The 16367-nt window shown below is 71.6% G+C and carries 18 protein-coding genes; 5 read left to right on the top strand and 13 right to left on the bottom strand.

Features of this window, described 5'->3' with window-relative positions:
• The first annotated feature begins 66 nt into the window (after positions 1–66).
• Both ABZW30_RS12980 and ABZW30_RS12985 read left to right on the top strand, forming a co-directional pair.
• Positions 67–618, top strand: coding sequence for a hypothetical protein (locus tag ABZW30_RS12980; protein WP_355671134.1), 552 nt, complete (start codon positions 67–69; stop codon positions 616–618).
• Between the two features lie 92 nt (positions 619–710).
• Positions 711–1403 (top strand): HAD-IA family hydrolase, encoded by a 693-nt coding sequence (locus ABZW30_RS12985; protein WP_355671135.1) that lies wholly within the window; start codon positions 711–713, stop codon positions 1401–1403.
• A 97-nt stretch (positions 1404–1500) separates the two neighbouring features.
• On the opposite strand, the gene ABZW30_RS12990 is transcribed toward ABZW30_RS12985, so the two are convergent.
• The 6 genes from ABZW30_RS12990 to ABZW30_RS13015 form a co-directional block, all read right to left on the bottom strand.
• A complete protein-coding gene (locus tag ABZW30_RS12990) occupies positions 1501–1857 on the bottom strand; it encodes a transposase (RefSeq protein ID WP_355671252.1) in 357 nt (118 codons plus the stop codon).
• Positions 1858–2169: 312 nt separating this feature from the next.
• Positions 2170–2481 (bottom strand): hypothetical protein, encoded by a 312-nt coding sequence (locus ABZW30_RS12995; protein ID WP_355671136.1) that lies wholly within the window; start codon positions 2479–2481, stop codon positions 2170–2172.
• A complete protein-coding gene (locus ABZW30_RS13000) occupies positions 2478–3227 on the bottom strand; it encodes a DUF1524 domain-containing protein (protein ID WP_355671137.1) in 750 nt (249 codons plus the stop codon). The genes ABZW30_RS12995 and ABZW30_RS13000 overlap by 4 nt, the downstream gene beginning before the upstream one ends.
• Positions 3228–3485: 258 nt before the next feature.
• Positions 3486–4028, bottom strand: a complete 543-nt coding sequence (locus tag ABZW30_RS13005) for a hypothetical protein (RefSeq protein ID WP_355671138.1) — start codon at positions 4026–4028, stop codon at positions 3486–3488.
• Positions 4029–4187: 159 nt separating this feature from the next.
• Positions 4188–4976, bottom strand: a complete 789-nt coding sequence (locus ABZW30_RS13010; protein WP_355671139.1) for a hypothetical protein — start codon at positions 4974–4976, stop codon at positions 4188–4190.
• Between the two features lie 127 nt (positions 4977–5103).
• Positions 5104–6741 (bottom strand): hypothetical protein, encoded by a 1638-nt coding sequence (locus ABZW30_RS13015; RefSeq protein WP_355671140.1) that lies wholly within the window; start codon positions 6739–6741, stop codon positions 5104–5106.
• 562 nt (positions 6742–7303) lie between these two features.
• Here ABZW30_RS13015 and ABZW30_RS13020 point away from each other — a divergent pair.
• Entirely contained in the window at positions 7304–7927 is a 624-nt protein-coding gene (locus tag ABZW30_RS13020) for a hypothetical protein (RefSeq protein WP_355671141.1), read from the top strand.
• Here the strand turns inward: ABZW30_RS13020 and ABZW30_RS13025 are convergent.
• Positions 7924–8430, bottom strand: a complete 507-nt coding sequence (locus tag ABZW30_RS13025; RefSeq protein WP_355671142.1) for a hypothetical protein — start codon at positions 8428–8430, stop codon at positions 7924–7926. The genes ABZW30_RS13020 and ABZW30_RS13025 overlap by 4 nt on opposite strands.
• A gap of 679 nt (positions 8431–9109) precedes the next feature.
• Here ABZW30_RS13025 and ABZW30_RS13030 point away from each other — a divergent pair.
• Together ABZW30_RS13030 and ABZW30_RS13035 are read left to right on the top strand one after the other, a co-directional pair.
• Positions 9110–9967: a hypothetical protein gene (locus ABZW30_RS13030; RefSeq protein ID WP_355671143.1), complete on the top strand. Its 858-nt coding sequence runs from the start codon at positions 9110–9112 to the stop codon at positions 9965–9967.
• A gap of 185 nt (positions 9968–10152) precedes the next feature.
• Positions 10153–10428 (top strand): HU family DNA-binding protein, encoded by a 276-nt coding sequence (locus ABZW30_RS13035; RefSeq protein ID WP_355671144.1) that lies wholly within the window; start codon positions 10153–10155, stop codon positions 10426–10428.
• Between the two features lie 115 nt (positions 10429–10543).
• Here the strand turns inward: ABZW30_RS13035 and ABZW30_RS13040 are convergent, their stop codons facing one another.
• The 6 genes from ABZW30_RS13040 to fxlM form a co-directional block, all read right to left on the bottom strand.
• Positions 10544–10723 (bottom strand): hypothetical protein, encoded by a 180-nt coding sequence (locus tag ABZW30_RS13040; protein ID WP_355671145.1) that lies wholly within the window; start codon positions 10721–10723, stop codon positions 10544–10546.
• Positions 10724–11025: 302 nt separating this feature from the next.
• On the bottom strand, positions 11026–11841 hold the full coding sequence (locus tag ABZW30_RS13045; protein WP_355671146.1) for a hypothetical protein: 816 nt from the start codon (positions 11839–11841) through the stop codon (positions 11026–11028).
• 5 nt (positions 11842–11846) lie between these two features.
• Positions 11847–12476, bottom strand: a complete 630-nt coding sequence (locus tag ABZW30_RS13050; RefSeq protein ID WP_355671147.1) for a sigma-70 family RNA polymerase sigma factor — start codon at positions 12474–12476, stop codon at positions 11847–11849.
• Positions 12473–12649 carry a hypothetical protein gene (locus ABZW30_RS13055; RefSeq protein WP_355671148.1) on the bottom strand — a complete coding sequence of 59 codons (177 nt, stop codon included), beginning with the start codon at positions 12647–12649 and terminating at the stop codon, positions 12473–12475. The genes ABZW30_RS13050 and ABZW30_RS13055 overlap by 4 nt, the downstream gene beginning before the upstream one ends.
• A 416-nt stretch (positions 12650–13065) precedes the next feature.
• Complete coding sequence (locus ABZW30_RS13060) at positions 13066–14811, bottom strand: protein kinase (RefSeq protein WP_355671149.1); 1746 nt, start codon at positions 14809–14811, stop codon at positions 13066–13068.
• A gap of 333 nt (positions 14812–15144) precedes the next feature.
• A complete protein-coding gene (gene fxlM, locus ABZW30_RS13065; protein WP_355671150.1) occupies positions 15145–16350 on the bottom strand; it encodes a methyltransferase, FxLD system in 1206 nt (401 codons plus the stop codon).
• Positions 16351–16367 lie beyond the last annotated feature (17 nt).

The following is a 16367-nucleotide window of genomic DNA, read 5'->3' on the forward strand; positions in this document are numbered from 1 at the left end:
GGCATGATGCCGGCATGGCGAGGCATGCTCGGGCCGTTGGGTTGTCTCGTTGGTGGAGGTGCTGGGATGGCGTCGGTGGTGGGTCTCCTGGAGGAGCGGGAGCTGGCCGCGCGTGAGCGCGTGGAGGAGCTTCGGGAGGTGGCGGACCGGGTACTCGCTGAGCTCGCCGAAGCGGAGACGGCCTGGCACGAGTGGCTGATCGCCCGGCAGCGCGTTGGCGAGGTTCTGTCCGGGCCGCGGCCCGGACAGGCAGGCGAAGCTGGCCCGGGAGCCGGTGAGTCTTCCGGGTCGGCGCCCGCGACGAACGCGCCCGCCGAGGTTCCCCTACCGAGGGCCGCGCGATCGGGCTCGATCGTCCCGGTGTGGCGTCCCGCGCTTTCCATGGACGCGCTCGCTCCCCACTACCAGCGCATCCTCGCCACGCTCACCGAACAAGCATCCGGCGGGAAGCCAGTGATGTCCTGTCAGGAGATCACTGCCGTACTCGGACTGGAGCCGGTTCCGGCAAGTGTGGAAGGAGTTCGGTCGAAGATGAAGCGGCTGGCCGACCGGGGCTGGGCCGACGAGCCCACCCCGGGACGGTTCACGCTCGCCGCCGGGCCAGCCGGCGGCTCATGAGTATCGTCATCGACCACAGCACCATCCGCTCATGCACGGCGGGGCAGCGACTCGGTCTCGTCCTCGCGTGATCGCCAACGAAAGAGCAACCGATGCAACCGATTGTCCTATTCGACCTAGACGGCCTTTTGATCGACTCCGAGCCGGTCTGGGACGCGGCAAAGCGTGAAGTGTTCGGTCCGCTTGGACTGCACCTCACAACGGAGATGCAGGCGGCGACGCGCGGGCTGCGGCAAAGGGACATGGTGGCCTACTGGTTCGATCGGGCCACCATTCAAGCCGACCCCGACGACGTCGAGCAGCAGATCGTGGCCGCCGTGTGCCGTGGGCTGGAGGGAGTGGCGCTGAAACCCGGCGCCGAACACGCCGTCGCGGCGTGCGCGCGTGCGTCGAGGGCGATGGCCGTCGTGTCATCTTCGCCGGAGTCGGTGATTCGGCATGCGCTCGCGAGCACCGGCCTTGACCGATCCTTCGATGCCGTGTTTTCGGCCGAAGATGACGAACACGGCAAGCCCCACCCGGGCGCCTATCTCCGCGCAGCCGCCGCCCTCGGCGCGTCACCCGACGAATGCATTGTGATCGAGGACTCGCTCAACGGCGTCCTCGCTGGCGTGTCAGCCCAGATGACGGTCGTCGCCGTTCCCGAGGCCGCTGATCGCTGCGATCCCCGCTTTGCGATTGCCACCCTGGTACTGAAGTCCCTCAAGGATCTCGATACCTCTGCATTCGGCGCGTATGTGTCCGGGGGGGAGCCGGGACACCACGTGGGCATGGCGTGCTGTTGATCCTCAACCGTTCCGCGAACCAGATCGTGCTGTATGACGCCCTCGATCGTGGGTTCGGGCCTTCACGGGTGAAGGCCCGAACCCACCCCGGGACGGTTCACGCTCGCCGCCGGGCCAGCCGGCGGCTCATGAGCATCGTCATCGACCACAGCACCATCTGCTCATGCACGGCGGGCAGCGTCTCGTAGTCGCGCACCAGGCGCCGCGAGCGCATCAGCCAGCTCAGCGTGCGTTCCACCACCCAGCGTCTGGGCAGCACCACGAACCCCGAGGCGTCGTCGCTGCGCTTGACGATCTCCAGAGCGAGCCCCAGTTGCTGCTTCGCCCAGCCGACCAGCCGACCCGCGTAGCCGCCGTCGGCCCACACCAGGACGATCCTGCGATAGCGGGCCCGGACACGTTCCAGCAGCGGCATCGCGGCGTCCCGGTCCGTCACGTTCGCCGCGGTGACCATCACGGCCAGCCCCTCCGTCCTACTCCGTCCCACCACCGTAGGAGCGAGGCCGGACAAGCGCCTGAGTACCCGTACTCAAGCGCAGGCCACAGGCCCGCGCCGTCCCGGATGAGGTGGGTGTACCGCGCGCAGTGAACGACCCGCGAAGTTCGGGACGCAGCCGCGAGTTCCTCGCGGAGAACGAGGTGCTCTGGTTTCGCTCCGACCCGTGGGTGGAGCGCAGTTGCCGGTGCCCGCACGAGGGGCCGTGGACCCGGTGCCGGTTTCTCCTGCGGTCCCCGCTCAGCGACCAGGTCGAGGTCGAGCTGCGCTTCAACCACTGAGCCCGTCGGTGGTGGCCGCGCCGCCGCGCCGAACAGCGTCGGCCATCGCCTGGTGGGCGGCCTGGGCGGCGGCCCTGGTCGCGGCGGGCACCGGGGCGCCCTCGACGGTGTACCACTCCTCAGCGCCGTCGTACGTGACGGCGAGCAGCGCCTGTCGGCCGTCCCAGGTGGTGCGCAGGGTGAGGTCGCCGGTGACGACCCCGACCTCGACGGTCATCACGCCGCCTGGCCCGGCCGGGATGCCGGTGGTCACGATCGGCCCGGTGTCGGGGCCGGGGGTCGAGGTTGCGGGGGTGGTCACGATCCGGCCGGGCAGGTGTCGAGCATCTGGCCGAGCGCCGACTTCTCCGGCTCGGTGACGGTGAGCTGGTAGTGGGACTTCACGTTCGTCCAGGCCTCGGCGTAGCGGCACCAGGCCGCATGGGACGGCGGCTTCCACTGGTCGGGCGTCTGGTCGCCCTTCGCGCGGTTGGAGGCCGCTGACACAGCCAAAAGTTGGGGCCGCACCACGTCGTTCGCGAACGCCTTGCGCTGCTCATCCGACCAGGTGTCCGCTCCAGCCCGCCAACTTGCTGCAAGGGGCACCAGATGGTCGATGTCCATCTTGGATGCGTCGGTGAACTGCAGGCCGTCGTACGGGGAGGTCCAGGTACCCGAGGTGGCCCGGCACTGGGCGTCCGTCACCACCGACTGTCCGTCTCTCTTCAAGACGCGCTCTCGCGTATCGCACGCCGCCCCTTGGGAAATCCAGTGCGGGAAGCGGTCCCGGGAGTAGCCGGTCATCGGGCGCACCGGGGCGACCGTCAATGCGGCCAACTGCGCGCGGGCCGTGGTGGCGTCCGAGGGCTGCGGCCCCGGCCACCCGGCGGCGGAGGAGGAGAAGGGCGGCGGCGCAGCGTTTGAGGCGGACAGGTCGACGGCCGTGGGCTTCGCGCAGGCGCCGAGGAGCATGACCGTGAGGAGCGCTGCGCCGGCCGATCGGGCGGGTCGCATGGTGGGCATGGGCAGCAGCCTGCCCGTCCTTGCTGCGGTCACCATGTGCGCCACGCCGTCCGGTGATGCTCTGGCAGGCGATGGTGGGGCGTCCGCGAAGGCCCCGGCGGTGGACTGTCTGGGTGATCTTGGCGAACCAGCGGCGAGGCGCGCCGGTTGGTCCGTGGGGCTGTCGTTGTCCGGCGGCCTGACCTCCGGGAGGGATCAGGCGTCGCCTGAAGCGATCTGCCGTTGTCGTGGCTCTCGCGGTCACGAGGAGAGGCGGAGCGATCCGGACAGTGTCTGGGACGACGGCGCAGCCTGACTGCCTGTCTACGCGTTGGCGGCGGCCGCCGGTGTGAGCAGCTTCGGTCGGTGGGGGTCGGACCAGTCGACGGCGCGGACGACGTCCCGGGACCAGGCCCGCCAGCCGTGCAAACTTGCGTCGAAGTATCCGGTCAGTTCGACCGTCAGCACCTGCGTCGGCCGGTGCTGGCCGTCCCAGTCCAGGACCGCGGTCACCGGCAGGCCGTCGATCACCGCGAACCCGGTGTGGACCACCTGGGTCATCCACCCTGCAGGTGTGTAGATCTGGAAGTAGGGTGCGTCGCCGTACTCGGACTTCCAGGTGAAGACGACGCCGGGATCGGACCGGCCCTTCCCGATTACGACCTGGGTGAGGGGAACTGGCGGGACGGCGCGCGGATTGCGCCCTGGTAGGGCGGAGCCCCGGTAGCTGCGCGCGTACGCCTCCACGATGCCGTCCTTGCGCATCGCGGCTAGGTCCGCCTCGAACAGCTCCGTGATCCTGGTGCTGACGGCTTCGCCGATCGTCCGGCGCGCCTGCGCGGCCGTCATGAGCACGGATCGCCCCACGGTTGTTCCCTTCTCGGTCTCCCGGCGCCCGGCCGGCTCCGTGCCACCGTAGCGAGCGGCAGGTGAGTGCTGCGGGGGATCTCCCGAAAGAGCGGCGCGAGCCGGGGGTTTCGAGTGCCGTTCCCGCCCTGCCGTTCCCGGTATGCGCTGCGGAGGTTGTCAGGATCCTGCGCGCCGGGCGGCCTGCCACTGGGCGCTGAGGAGCTTGAGCTCCTTCTGCAGTTCAGCGTGGCGCTGCTCGGGGTCGGCCCAGCAGGTTGAGAGGACCATGTAGGGGGTGTCGGAGTAGGGAACGAAGCCGACCTTCGCCCAGGTGTCGCGCAGCCGCTCGCGGGCGTGCTTCCACTGGTCGGAGGTCAGGTCCTCGGCTTCGGCCGGAGCGGGGTGGACGAGGACGGCGCCGCAGCCCCCGGCGAGGCGGCGGATCGCCTCGGCGGCCAGGATCGGCCCGAGGTTGAACCCGCGCCACAAAGGGGCGAGCTGGGCGCGGTCGAGGACCAGGAGGTCGCTGCCGCCCAGGTGCATCTCGACGATTTCGTTGAACTCCTCGTTGAAGTCGTTGCGCTCGTCGTTGAAGACGGCCTCGGCGATCTCGTAGAGCTCCTGGGTCTCCTCCTCCATCGCCCAGAAGGGGTTCATGCCGCCGTCCCAGCGGACCTTGTAGAACACGAACTCGCCAACGTGGAGCCGGTGCGGGCAGTCGTCCTCCTCGTCGACGAACCCGCTGGTCTTCTCCACACGGGCCCAGCGGTCGAGGCAGGCGGCACAGGCCGGGATGTGGTCCAGGTCGAAGTCCTCGCCGACGCCGGCCGAGACGCTCCAGCGCTCGATCGTGCTCTCGTGGGGATCGCCGCCCAACGACGTCTCCAGCCCGTAGTTCACCTGAACGTAGGACGGGTCGTGGGGCAGCTCGGTGATGGGCCGACGCGCGGCCGCGGTGGAAGTCACGCGCTCAGCGCAGTGAAGGCGGCGCACGGCTGGCCGTCGACGATACGTACGCTCCGCCCGGCCAGCCGGACCAGCGGCCCGCGCCGTCCCCAACTCCCCCGGTTGTCAGCGCGGGACCGGGCAGCGCCTACCGCAGTGAGTCTGGCGAGACGCCGAGCCATCGCGCGCGCTCGGTCGCAGCGGTGTCAGCGGGATACCGGGGTGCCGTTCCGTCCGGGGCGGGCACGGTGTGCGCGGTGCCGTCCGGGCGCAGCCGCAGGACGACCTGGTAGGGGCCGGTGGGCTTGCCGGCGCCGTCGAGGGGCCAGAGGCCGACCAGGTCGTGCTCGCCGTCCCTGGCTTCGGCGAGGATCTCCAGGACCGGGCCGGTGGCGCTGTCGACGGGGCGGCAGGCAATGCCGAGCAGCGGCCAGTCGGCGGCGGCCCTCCCGGCGAGGGAGGTGACCGTCTCGATCTCGTCGGCGAGGGCGGCCCAGACCTTGGCCCGGTGCTCGGTGGCTTCGATCCGGTGGACGTCGTCATCGCTCTCGGCGACCTTGCCGTAGACGCGGGTGGCCATGTAGTCGGCGTGCTCGGCCATGGCGCGCAGCTCGGCTGGTGTTTTGCCACGGGCCTTGGTGCGGGCGTTGGCGGTGACCATGCGCATCATGCCGGGGCTGGTGTAGGTGCGGGTGCCGTCGGGCTGGGTGTGGAGTTTGGCTTCGTGGGCGGCGTGGTTGCTGGTGGACCTGGCGTACTGCTCGCGCAGGTGCTGGCGCTCGTGCAGGTAGAGGTCGAGCAGGATGGAGCGGCTGCCGACGTCGTCGCCGATGCTGCGGCGGCGTTCGACGTGGTCGTAGTCGTCGAACAGGTCCTGGCAGGTCTGGCCGCCGGAGGTGAACGCGGCCGGGTGGATCCAGCGGCCGTCCTTGTTGTGGCGGAAGCCGTCGTCGGGCTGCAGCGATCCGTCGACGACCCGTCCGGCTGGCAGGCCTGCGTAGTTCACGACGCTGGCCGCCAGTTCCTCGGCGCGTTCCCGGGCGGAGGCCTCGTTGTGGCCGGCCAGGAACTCGACCCGCCAGTGGCCCCGCCAGAAGCCCAGCTTCACCCCGTCGGGCAGCGGGCCGCGCTGGGCGTCGACCTCGGCGACCCACCGTTGCAGGTCCTTGTCGGTCATCCCCCGCCCGTTCAGGATCATGTCGCAGGCGTTCCCGAGCGCCGCCACGTAGTCGGCGACGCGAGCCTGCTCCCACGGCCCGTAGAGGACCTCGCGGGTGTCGATGTGCTCGAACACACGCGGGTAGTCCGCCTCCAGGCGGCGGATCTCCTGCGCGTCGAGGTCGGCCGCATCGAGCGGGGCGACCTCGCGGTGGTGCTCCTCGGACGAGTTCGGCGAGCCGATCTCCCAGGTCCAGCAGGGCGGCCCCTCGGTGCGGTGGACCGGGCGGCGCATGTAGAGGCTCAGGCGCCTCCAGGCGTCGTCCGCGTCCAGGGCGGCCGTCCGGACCTCGATCACCGCGTTCCACAGGCGCACCGCGCGCCCGGCTCGGCGCTGCTCCCACTGCTGGACGTCCCACAGCTTGCCTCGGGCCTGGTTGGCCTCCCAGCCGTGGTCGTCGGCGGCGAACGAGGCGGCGTACCGCTCGGCGTCGGCCACCCCGAGCGCCGACAGCTCCGCTGGTCCGGGGCGCTGGTTCTCGTGGCGGCGCAGCGCGGTGGTGAACTTCGCGCCGGCCCGGGCGTCGGTCCGGGCCTTGCGGCTGGCGGTGGGCTGCTTCTTCGGCATGATGCACGGCTCCCGTCCCGGCGGTCCCACGCGTCCCGCCGGCGCAGCTCGCACAGTGGCCGGGCAGAGGAGAACTGCGCGGGCCCCGGGAGACCTTGGTCGGCGGTGTCACCGGCGGCGTGGGCGCTGGTGACGGCAACGGACGGCGTGCGCGGCTTGCCGTATACCGCCACTGTATCGGCGCCCGCCGACACTGCCCATGCGCGCTCGGCGGTTCCGCCGCACGCAGGCACTGGGCGGTCAGAGGGGGAGCGCCTCCTGTGGCGTGCCGCGCCAGGTTGCGCGGGCGGCCAGGGCGGCCGAGGCCGCGTGGAGGGCGTCGTACCGGCAGGACCGGCGAGGACGGCGTCGAGCAGGCGCAGCATGGTGTAAGTCGTTGCGTGGTGGCTGATCAGTGCGAACGGGGCGGCGGCGAACCTCCGGTACTGTCGTCCGAACGCCGGGGGGCTGCGGTGCCGACCAATTCGCGGGCTGGGCGAGCTTCGGTCCAGGCCTGGTTCACCGTCTCAGCTCGGTGGAGGCGGGAATGTCTCGGTGACAGAGCCGCGTGGTAGGCAGAGCCGTGGTCCATAACCAGAACGGCCCCGAAGAGATGCTGGAACTGGGGCGCCAGCAGCTGTCTGCGGGCGACCGCGATGCGGCCGAGGCGTTGTTCAGGAGCGCCTCGCGCGCTGGCGGGCCCGAGGTGGCGTGGCGGGTGGCCGAGCTGTGGGCGGGGGACGCTGATGCTCGTGCTGCGGAGTGGCAGCGGCGCGCGATCTCGGGCACACCGCAGACGAGCGGAATCGACATCGATTCCGGCACTCTGCCCATCCGCACCAACTCCTTCGACGTCGGCCTCTGCGTCGCCGTCGACCAGCGCTGGGAGGTCGCGGTTCGGGCCGACGACCGGCACCGCGCCGTCGCCGCACTCATCGCGGCCAAGCCGCGCCTGTCCCGCGTGACCGACGCTGGCCGCGAGTACAGCGAGGAGGAGTATGCGGCGGCTCTCGACTCGGTCGACTTCTACTCGCCCAACTGCGTAAGCGTGATCGACGACGGCGGCACCGACCCGCGGGTCCAACTCGACTGCAAGGGCGACGTCATGCCCGCCATGGCGCGGGAGGTGCTCCGCATCCTGGTCGAGGAGATGGTCACCGCTGGTGTGGCCGGCTTACTGTTCACGCCCGCCTCCGACCGGGACTAATAGGCACCAGTCCGGCCGACATCGAGCATCCCGTGGAGCGGTACCCCGGCCTGGAAGATCCTTCCGGCGTCGCGGGCCTGCACTCCCACGTCGAGAACCCCCCGGAACCTCGTTTTTGTCAGGGTGCGCCGTTGAACGGCGAGGATGAAGTCCGGGTCCATGGGCACCCCGAGGTAGGCAAGTGCGGGGTCCTCGGGCCGCGTGGGGTCGAGCACGGTGCCATCAGCGGCCGCACACCACGCGTGCGCCAGCGCCGTACCGTCGGCCGCGAGGGCGTACCCCTCGGCGTAGGCGCCCGGCAGGAGCCGGGCGACACGCAGCGCGTTGCCGTGGCACCCTCCCGCAGCGCCGCGGCGCGGGGCGCCGGAGCGCGGCCAGGGTGCGGGGGTGAGCAGGCGTCCCTGGGCGAGGACGACGCGGGCGGCCGGGGAGCCAGCTGCGGCCAGGGCCGCGACGGCGTCGAGGAGAGCGCGGTCGTGGCGGCTGAGCAGGTCGGCGGGCACACGTCGAGTGTCCGCCTGGGCTCCGGGCGTCGCGCGGAGGACTGAGCCGGGTGAGCGACGGCCGGTACGCGCCTGCGGGTGCCCGGGAGGATCCACCTGCGGCACCGACCGCCTGTCGGACCCACCTGATTATGTGTCTGATATGACTGAAACAAGAGGTGATCCCGCTTTTGGGGCGGTCGTCGGCGACGAAGCCGCCCGCGAAGCCCTGCCTGCCAGACCCAAGGCGTCGGAGGGGGACCGCGTCAAGGCCCGGCCGAGGACTCGGGCGTCGCTGCGGGCCGAGAGCGCGTTCCGGGCGCGGGTCGCCGAACTCGGCGGAACCGTCCTGGAACCCACGTGGCTCGGCACCGACCGACGACACGCGGTGCGGTGCCGGGCCGGACACGACGCCGCACCCCGCCCCTCCGACGTGAAGCAGGGCGGCGGCATCTGCCGGACCTGCTCGGGCACCGATCCCAGAGCTGCCGAACGAGCCTTCCGGGCACGCATTGCGGAACTCGGCGGAACCGTCCTGGAACCCACGTGGCTCGGCGCCATGAAACCGCACCGGATCCGCTGCGCCAAGGGACATGAAGGGGCGCCGAGGCCACACGACGTCGCCGGCAAAGGCTCGGGCATCTGCCGCGCCTGCGGCGGACGCGACCCCGGACAAGCCTGGTCGGCCTTCCGGGCGCGGGTGCGAGATCTCGCCGGCACCGTCCTGGAACCCACGTGGCTCGGCGCGCTGACGCCGCACCGGGCCCTGTGCGCGGCCGGCCACCCCTGTAGCCCGCGTCCAGGCGACGTCCAACAGGGCCGCGGCCTGTGCATGGCCTGCCGAAACGACCACCCCGGCAACACCGCGCGCATCGCCCGCATGAAGGCCACCGCCGAACAGGCCTTCCGGGCCCGCGTGCAGGAGCTCGGCGGCACCGTCGTCGAACCCGTCTGGCTCGGCAACAACCACCCCCACCGGGTGGTCTGCCGCTCCGGCCACGCATGCACGCCCCGGCCCGCCGCCGTCCAACAGGGCCAGGGCCTGTGCCGGGTCTGCGCGGGCAACGATCCCGCCTCCTGCGAACAGGCCTTCCGGGCGCGCGTGGCGCAGTTCGGCGGAACCGTCCTGGAACCCGTCTGGCTCGGCCGGGACACTCCCCACCGCATCCTCTGCCCCGCCGGTCACCAGGTCACCCCGCGGCCCGGCAGCGTACTCAACGGCTCCGGTATGTGCCGCCTCTGCGCCGGCAAGACCTGGGACGTCTTCTACGTCGTGGCCGATGACAACCGCGGGTGGATCAAGTTCGGCGTCACCTCTGGCGACCCTGCTCACCGCCTCAACACCCACGCCCGGGCGGGATTCACCCGCACCGTCCGCCGACTCGCCGACCTGCCCGACGGCACCGCGCTGGAGCTGGAACGCTCCGTACTGGCGACGCTGCGCCTGGCCGACGAGAGGCCGGTGTTCGGTCGGGAGTACTACGACGACGCCGTGGAGGCTCTGGTCCTCGACATCGTGGACAACTACCCTCTGCTGGCGAGAGACCGGATGCCGTGATCCGCGCCGGGCCCGGGCGCACCGGCAACGCGCTGATCGCCGCCGGACGCACGACCTGCATCCCCTGACGCTGTCTGACGGCCTGTTCGCCACGCCCGGTGTGCCGATTCGCCATGTACACCGGCCTGTCTGGCGCATCTGACAGCATGCGGTGGAAGCCGTTTTCCGTGATCGAAGGCAGGGAAATGAACCGCACCGAACTCGTCGCAGCCATCTCCGAGCGGGCCGAGCTCCCCAAGAAGGACGCCGACGCCGTCCTCACGGTGTTCTCCGAGATCGCCGGGGAGGTCGTCCAGAAGGGTGCCGAGAAGCTGACGATCCCGGGTTTCCTGACTCTGGAGCGCACGCACCGTGCGGCCCGTACGGCCCGCAACCCGCAGACCGGGGACCCGATCGAGATTCCGGCTGGCTTCAGCGTCAAGGTCAGCGCCGGCTCCAAGCTCAAGGACGCCGTGAAGTAGGCCCACTATGGATCGATGACTCACGACGGGGCGCCGACCGCAGCGGTGGGCGCCCCCGTCGTTCAGACGGGGATCGCAAATGACTTCCGCCCAGGACGCCCGCTGCTTCTCCGAGTCAGCTGATGAGCAGTTCGATGACCCGCAGAAGCAGCAGGAGGTAGCGGCATGCTGTGTCGGCGGTCCGCGCCGGGTGGGTGCTGCTGGCGTCGGTGGCTGCGTGCCTGCGGGTCCGCTGTTGCGTGCCTTTGCCGGGTGGTGTGTCGGTTCCCCTGCCGCTGGCGTGCTTCCGAGTCATGCTGTCCTCCTGTCCCCCGGGGCTTGGGCCCTGGCGTCTGGTTCCGCCGTCGTCTGGCGGCGGGCGGTTTCATCCCGGCGCGCCGACGCGGTCGGTGTGAACTGGACTCAGCGTCGATCGGCCCTGTGGTGCGGCCGGGGTCGCGGCGAGTTCCGGGGTACCGGGGGTGTCTGTTTCCGGTACCGGGTCAGGTTTGCGCCCCTATCGGCGTTCTGGCCTCGTCTGCGCTCCGGGGAATACCCGGTCGCGGCTTTCCCGGCCCGCCGGTTGTCAGGAGCCGGTGGCGGGCCGGGATGCCCGGGTCAGCTCATGGTGGCAAGCTGGTCGGCGAGTTCGTCGCTGGGCAGGCTGATCGGCCCGTACTCGGCGTCGCGCACGGTGTCGAGCTCGTCCAGGGCCTCGCGCAGGGCGGTATCCGGTGGCTGGGGGATGGCGCCGAGCGTCTTCAGGTACTCGCCGACCATGGGCAGGCAGGCGAGGTAGTAGTCCGGGATCGGCGGTACCGCCGGAGGCACGGTGGGCCTGCCGGGCGGCACGGGTTCCTCCAGGCGGGCGGCTTCCGAGAACCAGTGCTCTGCGGGCTTGAGTTCGCCCAGGCGCAGGTGGTGCAGGTAGAGGCACAGGCATGCCGTGGCGTCTTCGGCTCCGCCGGCGAGCTGCCACCAGAACTGGGCCTCCTGGTAACGGGAGACGAGGTGGAGCAGGCACGCGAACACCAGGGCGCCCCGGGGCTCCACGGTCCCCTGGTGGAGCCGGTGGAGCGCGGCCGCGGCACCCTCCTCACCGATGACCATGCTGGCGAGGGTGCGTAGGTCGCGGTCTGCGTGGTCGTGGAAGGTCAGCCCCTGGGCGTCGACCGGCAGCGGGCTTTGCGCGCAGGTCCCCGGGGGCCCGGGGCTCGCGAGGTCATCCGGGTCCGCCCACGCGGCGAGCGACTGCGGTGCGGGGGGTGCCGGTCGGCAGCAGGAGGCCTCAGCGCCGGTGTGCTCCTCCGGAGCCGGGGTGTTGCGGCGGGCGGCGAGCTTCTCGGCGATGCGCCGGCGGCCGGCCACGTGGTCGTAGACCGGGCTGGTGGCACGGATGCCGCCGCCGGCCAGCAGTGTGTCGAGCAGGTGCACGGTAATCACTCCTCGTCGGTGGGGCGACCGGCGGTCCCGTCGAGCGCTCGACGCGGCGCCAGACGGGTCTGCAGGCGCGTTCTGGCCTGGGAGATCAGGGAGCGCACGGTCGCCTCCTCGATTCCCATGACCTCGGCAATCTGGGAGGGCTCGTAGCAGCCGAGGAAGCGCAGGACCACGACGTCGTGCTGACGGCCGGGCAGGTCCTGGATCGCGCGGGCGACGCTGATGCCGTCCCCCAGCGCGTCGACCAGGCTCTCGTCCACGGCCACCAGAACCCGGTTGGCCCTCTCGATCAGCGCGTAGGCGAAGGCCGCCTCCTCGATCAGCGCGAGGTGCTCGTCGCGGCGCGCGCACTCGGCCTCGACCACCCGGCGCAGCAGGGCCCAGGCGTAAGCGGCGGGGCTGCGTTGGGTCAGGACGCGGTCCCAGCGCTCGGCCAGGGCGACGAAGACGTCGTCGACCAGGTCGCGAACGGTGTGCTCGTCGCCGAGATGGGCGAAGGCGTAGTCGGTGTACCTCTGGGCGTAGCAGGCGTGGAAGGCGGTGAACGCTATGGGCAGCACCACCGGCTCGGGCGGTGGAATGCGGGTACTGGCGGCGTCGGCCGCGTCCGCGGGCTGGATGTCGCTCACTGGTCCCCCCAGGCCGGGTCCGGGACCGCGCCGCGCGGGGCCGTGCGGCGTCGGCGGGCCGTCGGCGCCGGCGCGGACACCGTGTGCAGGACAGTCCGGGCCGGGGCGGGGCGCAGCTCGGGCTGTCGGACGGGGGCGCCGGTCAACGGCCTGACAGGGAGTGGGGTGGTCACGTACGGGTCCTTCACTACTCGATGGCTGCTCGCTCCGTGACGGCGGATCAGTGCGGGGTGCCCGGAGCGTTGAGATCAGCATTTCGGTCGCACCCAGCGAACGTTCACGGCGCAAGGGTAAAGAATTACGGATCTAAACGTTCCATTTTGGCGAGCAGCTACGTCCTCCGAGAGCACGATGCGCTCCCGCCCTCTCGGGCCTCCCGCGACAACCCACTTCAAGAGTCAACCGAGTGAAGACGGCACGCTCTATGGATTGTTTACTTCTTGACAACAAGACTGCTGACAGCCCGCCACGGGGCGCCACGTCACCGCCTGGCTGGCCGACCGTCCCGACTTCACCCCGACCCACGACGGCCCGACCCGCGCGGAGTGGGACGCGCTGATCCCGGGCTGAGGCGCGCTCGGCACCTGCGTCACTTCGGCGCGGTGTCCCAGACGGTGACGGTGAACTGGAGGGATCCGACACCCGAGGGGACGGCCCTGATCTTCAGGAGGACCGTACGGCCCTTGCGGGTCCGGTAGCAGAACTGTTTGCCCGTGACCAGGGGGCCGCTGTCGGCGGCGCCGTTCTGTTTGATCTGGACCTTGCACTCGCCGGAGGTCGGACTGTAGTCGCCGTCGAAGGCGTGGGCGGCCTCCGCCAGGGCCGGCCGCGCCTGCTCGACCCCCAGGCTCGGCGCGCCGGCCGCGTTCCACCGCACCGCCAGATCGGAAGGATCCGCACCGACCACCGGCCGGTCCGCGTCGAGGTCGATGGAGGCGGCCTGGGCGGAGTCGACGGTGACATCGACCGGTCCGTACTTGACGGGAGCGGTGGACTGGGCGTCGGGGACGTCCAGCGCCGTGAACGAGAGGTAGGCGATGTAGAGGCCGACGACCAGGAACGACACGGCCACCAGACGTCGTCGTCGCCGGGGTGCGGCGCGGCTGGGCGGGGCGGGGGCCTGCGGGGCGTAGGCGGGCGGAGCGGGGGCCTGAGGAGCGACGGCCGCCGGGAAGCCCGGGTCCAGCACGCGGGTGGGCGCGGGCGGCTGCGGCCGGGGCAGTACGGCGGGGGCAGTGGCGGGGGCGGTGGGCACGTAGGTGGGCGTGTACACCTCCGCAGGGCCGTGGGCGGGGGTGCGCTCGGCCGGGGCGTGCTCCGCCACGGCGGGTTCGGCCGGGACGTCTTCTGCCACCGCGGGTCCGGCCGGGCTCTCCTCCGTCGGCGGCCCGTCGACCGGCGCGTCCCCGTCCAGGAGCCGGCGGACGGCCGTCTCGCGGCGCCGGATCTCCCCGGCCAGAGGCTCCGGCAGCCAGTGTTCGAAGGCCCGAAGAGGCCGGGGAAGGACGCGGTTGCAGAGGTCCGCCAGCTCCTCGGGGGTGGCCCTGGCCGCCGGGTCGGCGTGGAGGCAGCGGGCGAGCAGCGCGCGCAGCTCGGGCTGGTAGCCAGAGAGGTCCGGGGGCCGGTGCTCGGTGTTGGCGATGCGCGTGGCGAGGGTGATCGCGCTGCCCTCCCCGTACGGGTGCCGCCCGGTGGCGGCGACGGCGGCGATCAGGCCGAGGGCGAAGACGTCGGCGGCCAGGGTCACCGGCTCCCCGAGCGCCTGCTCCGGGGACATGAAGTGGGGGGTGCCGATCATCGCGCCGCTGACGGTCAGCCGGGTGCCGTCCTCGGCCCGGGCGATGCCGAAGTCGATGACCCACGGGCCGTCGGTGGCGAGCAGGACGTTGCTGGGCTTGAGGTCGCGGTGGACGATCCCGGCCGCGTGCACCGCGCGCAGCGCCTCCGCGACGCAGCCGGCCACCTGGAACACGGTGGTCAGGGGCAGCGGCCCGAACCGGTCGAGGGCCTGGTCCAGCGCAAGGCCGGGAACGTACCGGCAGGCCAGCCAGGGCGTGGTGCCGCCGGTGTCGTGGTCGACGACGGGCACCACGTGGTAGCCCTGCACCGTCCGGGCCGCGCGGACCTCCTGGTGGAACCGGCGGCGGAACTCCTCGTCGCGGGCGAACTCCTCGCGGATCACCTTGATCGCGACGGGCTGGCCGCCGCGCGTCCGGGACAGGTACACGGCCCCCATGCCGCCCTCGCCGATCCGGCGCAGCAGCGGGTACCCCGCGACGTCGCACGGGTCGCCCGGCCGCAACGGCGGCATGCCCGTGTGGTCCTGACTGGTCACCGCTGCTCCCGCTCCCCCGGCATCGTCGGATCACCGTCGATGATCAAGGACGATGCTACCGACCTGGCGGCGCTGCCCGGGCCCGGCGGTGAGCTACGGTCAGCGCGTGGAGGAGCTCAGGGGTGAGACGTTCCCGCCGTTCCCGGTGCGGGGTGTGCGCGCACAACACTGACTTCCAGGCTGGGGCCCGTCACAGCCAGCAGCTTGTCGCCGATCGCCAAGACCGACCCCCATCACCGAATCGCTCTTTCGAGCAAACCGGTGATGGGGGTCATCTGTCACATCTGAGCTGGGTGACGCGTCAGCGGAGTGGACGCCTAGCGGCAGCGCCCGTCAGTAGGTGATGACCACGCGGGCCCCAGGCTTGTCGATGACGTACCCGACGCCGGTCCGGTCGTCGGGCGTCCCGGCGGGGTGGAGGGTGATGGTGGGCCGGGCGTCCCGTGCCTTGTCCCACAGGCGGATCTGGTCGCACATGCGGTCGGCGAGGTGCTGGCCGGCCGGGCCGTGGCCGGTGGCGCCGAGCTCGAAGCGGATGGAGCCTTCGATCTCGCGGCGGGTCAGGGTGAGGTAGGCGAGGGAGTTGCCCTCGGCCAGGGCGGGGCTGCGGCTGGGGATGGCGGGCTTGAACAGGCCGTTGTCGATGGCGGCGCGGTCGGCGGCGATGCGGCAGGTGGCTGGGTCGGTGGCGGTCAGCCGCAGCCAGACGCCGTCGAAGGACTCGTCGCCACGGATGGTCACGCCGGAGGCCACCGCGGTCTTCTGCTGGTCGAGGACGCCGTGCAGGGCGGCGGGGTCGATCGGCTGGTCGGTGTCGTAGTGCAGGGTGACCAGGCCGTCGGCGTCGATGGCGGCGGTGCGTTCGCCGTCCTGGCCGAGCATGGGGACGAAGCCACACAGCTCGACCACGTCGGAGACCATCCTGTCGGCCTGGCGGTCGAGGCCGAGGCAGCGGGCCTGGCCGCGCCAGCTGAGCGGGACAACGAGGCGGGCGCCGGGTTCCAGCTGGTCCCACCAGGCGGTGGGGATGTCCCAGGCGCCGACGGTGACGATCATCCGGTCGGGGTGGCCGTACTCCGGGGCGGCGAGGGCGCCGTCGCGGGTGAGCACGGTGACGGCGGTGTTGCCGGTGGCCTCCAGCATCTGGCGGGCGTGCGTGGTCACGTCCTCGTCGATGTCGATGGTGACGACCTTGCCCTCCGGGCCGACCAGGTGGGCCAGCAGGGCGGCGTTGTAGCCGGTGCCGGCGCCGATCTCCACGACGGTGTCGCCGGGCTGGGGCCGTAGCCATACCAGCATGTCGGCGACCAGCGACGGCACGGAGGCGCAGCTGAGCGGCAGGCCGCCGGCTGGGTTGGGCTTGATGGTGACGCTCTGGTCGGCGTATGCCTGCTCGGCGGTGGCGTCGGGCACGAACTCGTGTCGGGGAACTGCCCGTAGGGCGTCCTCGACCGCCGGGGTGAGGGGGTGGGTGGCCGCGATGCTGTCGACCATCTGGTCCCGCAGTGTCTTGGGCGAGGCGGGGGTGGCGGTGCTCATCAGGGTGGTGTCCTTCC

It is taken from the genome of Kitasatospora sp. NPDC004669 (assembly GCF_040609455.1).
Lineage (GTDB): Bacteria > Actinomycetota > Actinomycetes > Streptomycetales > Streptomycetaceae > Kitasatospora.

What these genes read in the sequence shown, in the direction of transcription:
- ABZW30_RS12980 (WP_355671134.1), top strand. Translation starts at nt 67, where the DNA reads ATGGCGTCGGTGGTGGGTCTCCTGGAGGAGCGGGAGCTGGCCGCGCGT.
- ABZW30_RS12985 (WP_355671135.1), top strand. Translation starts at nt 711, where the DNA reads ATGCAACCGATTGTCCTATTCGACCTAGACGGCCTTTTGATCGACTCC.
- ABZW30_RS12990 (WP_355671252.1), bottom strand. Translation starts at nt 1,857, where the DNA reads ATGGTCACCGCGGCGAACGTGACGGACCGGGACGCCGCGATGCCGCTG.
- ABZW30_RS13015 (WP_355671140.1), bottom strand. Translation starts at nt 6,741, where the DNA reads ATGCCGAAGAAGCAGCCCACCGCCAGCCGCAAGGCCCGGACCGACGCC.
- ABZW30_RS13035 (WP_355671144.1), top strand. Translation starts at nt 10,153, where the DNA reads ATGAACCGCACCGAACTCGTCGCAGCCATCTCCGAGCGGGCCGAGCTC.
- ABZW30_RS13040 (WP_355671145.1), bottom strand. Translation starts at nt 10,723, where the DNA reads ATGACTCGGAAGCACGCCAGCGGCAGGGGAACCGACACACCACCCGGC.
- fxlM (WP_355671150.1), bottom strand. Translation starts at nt 16,350, where the DNA reads ATGAGCACCGCCACCCCCGCCTCGCCCAAGACACTGCGGGACCAGATG.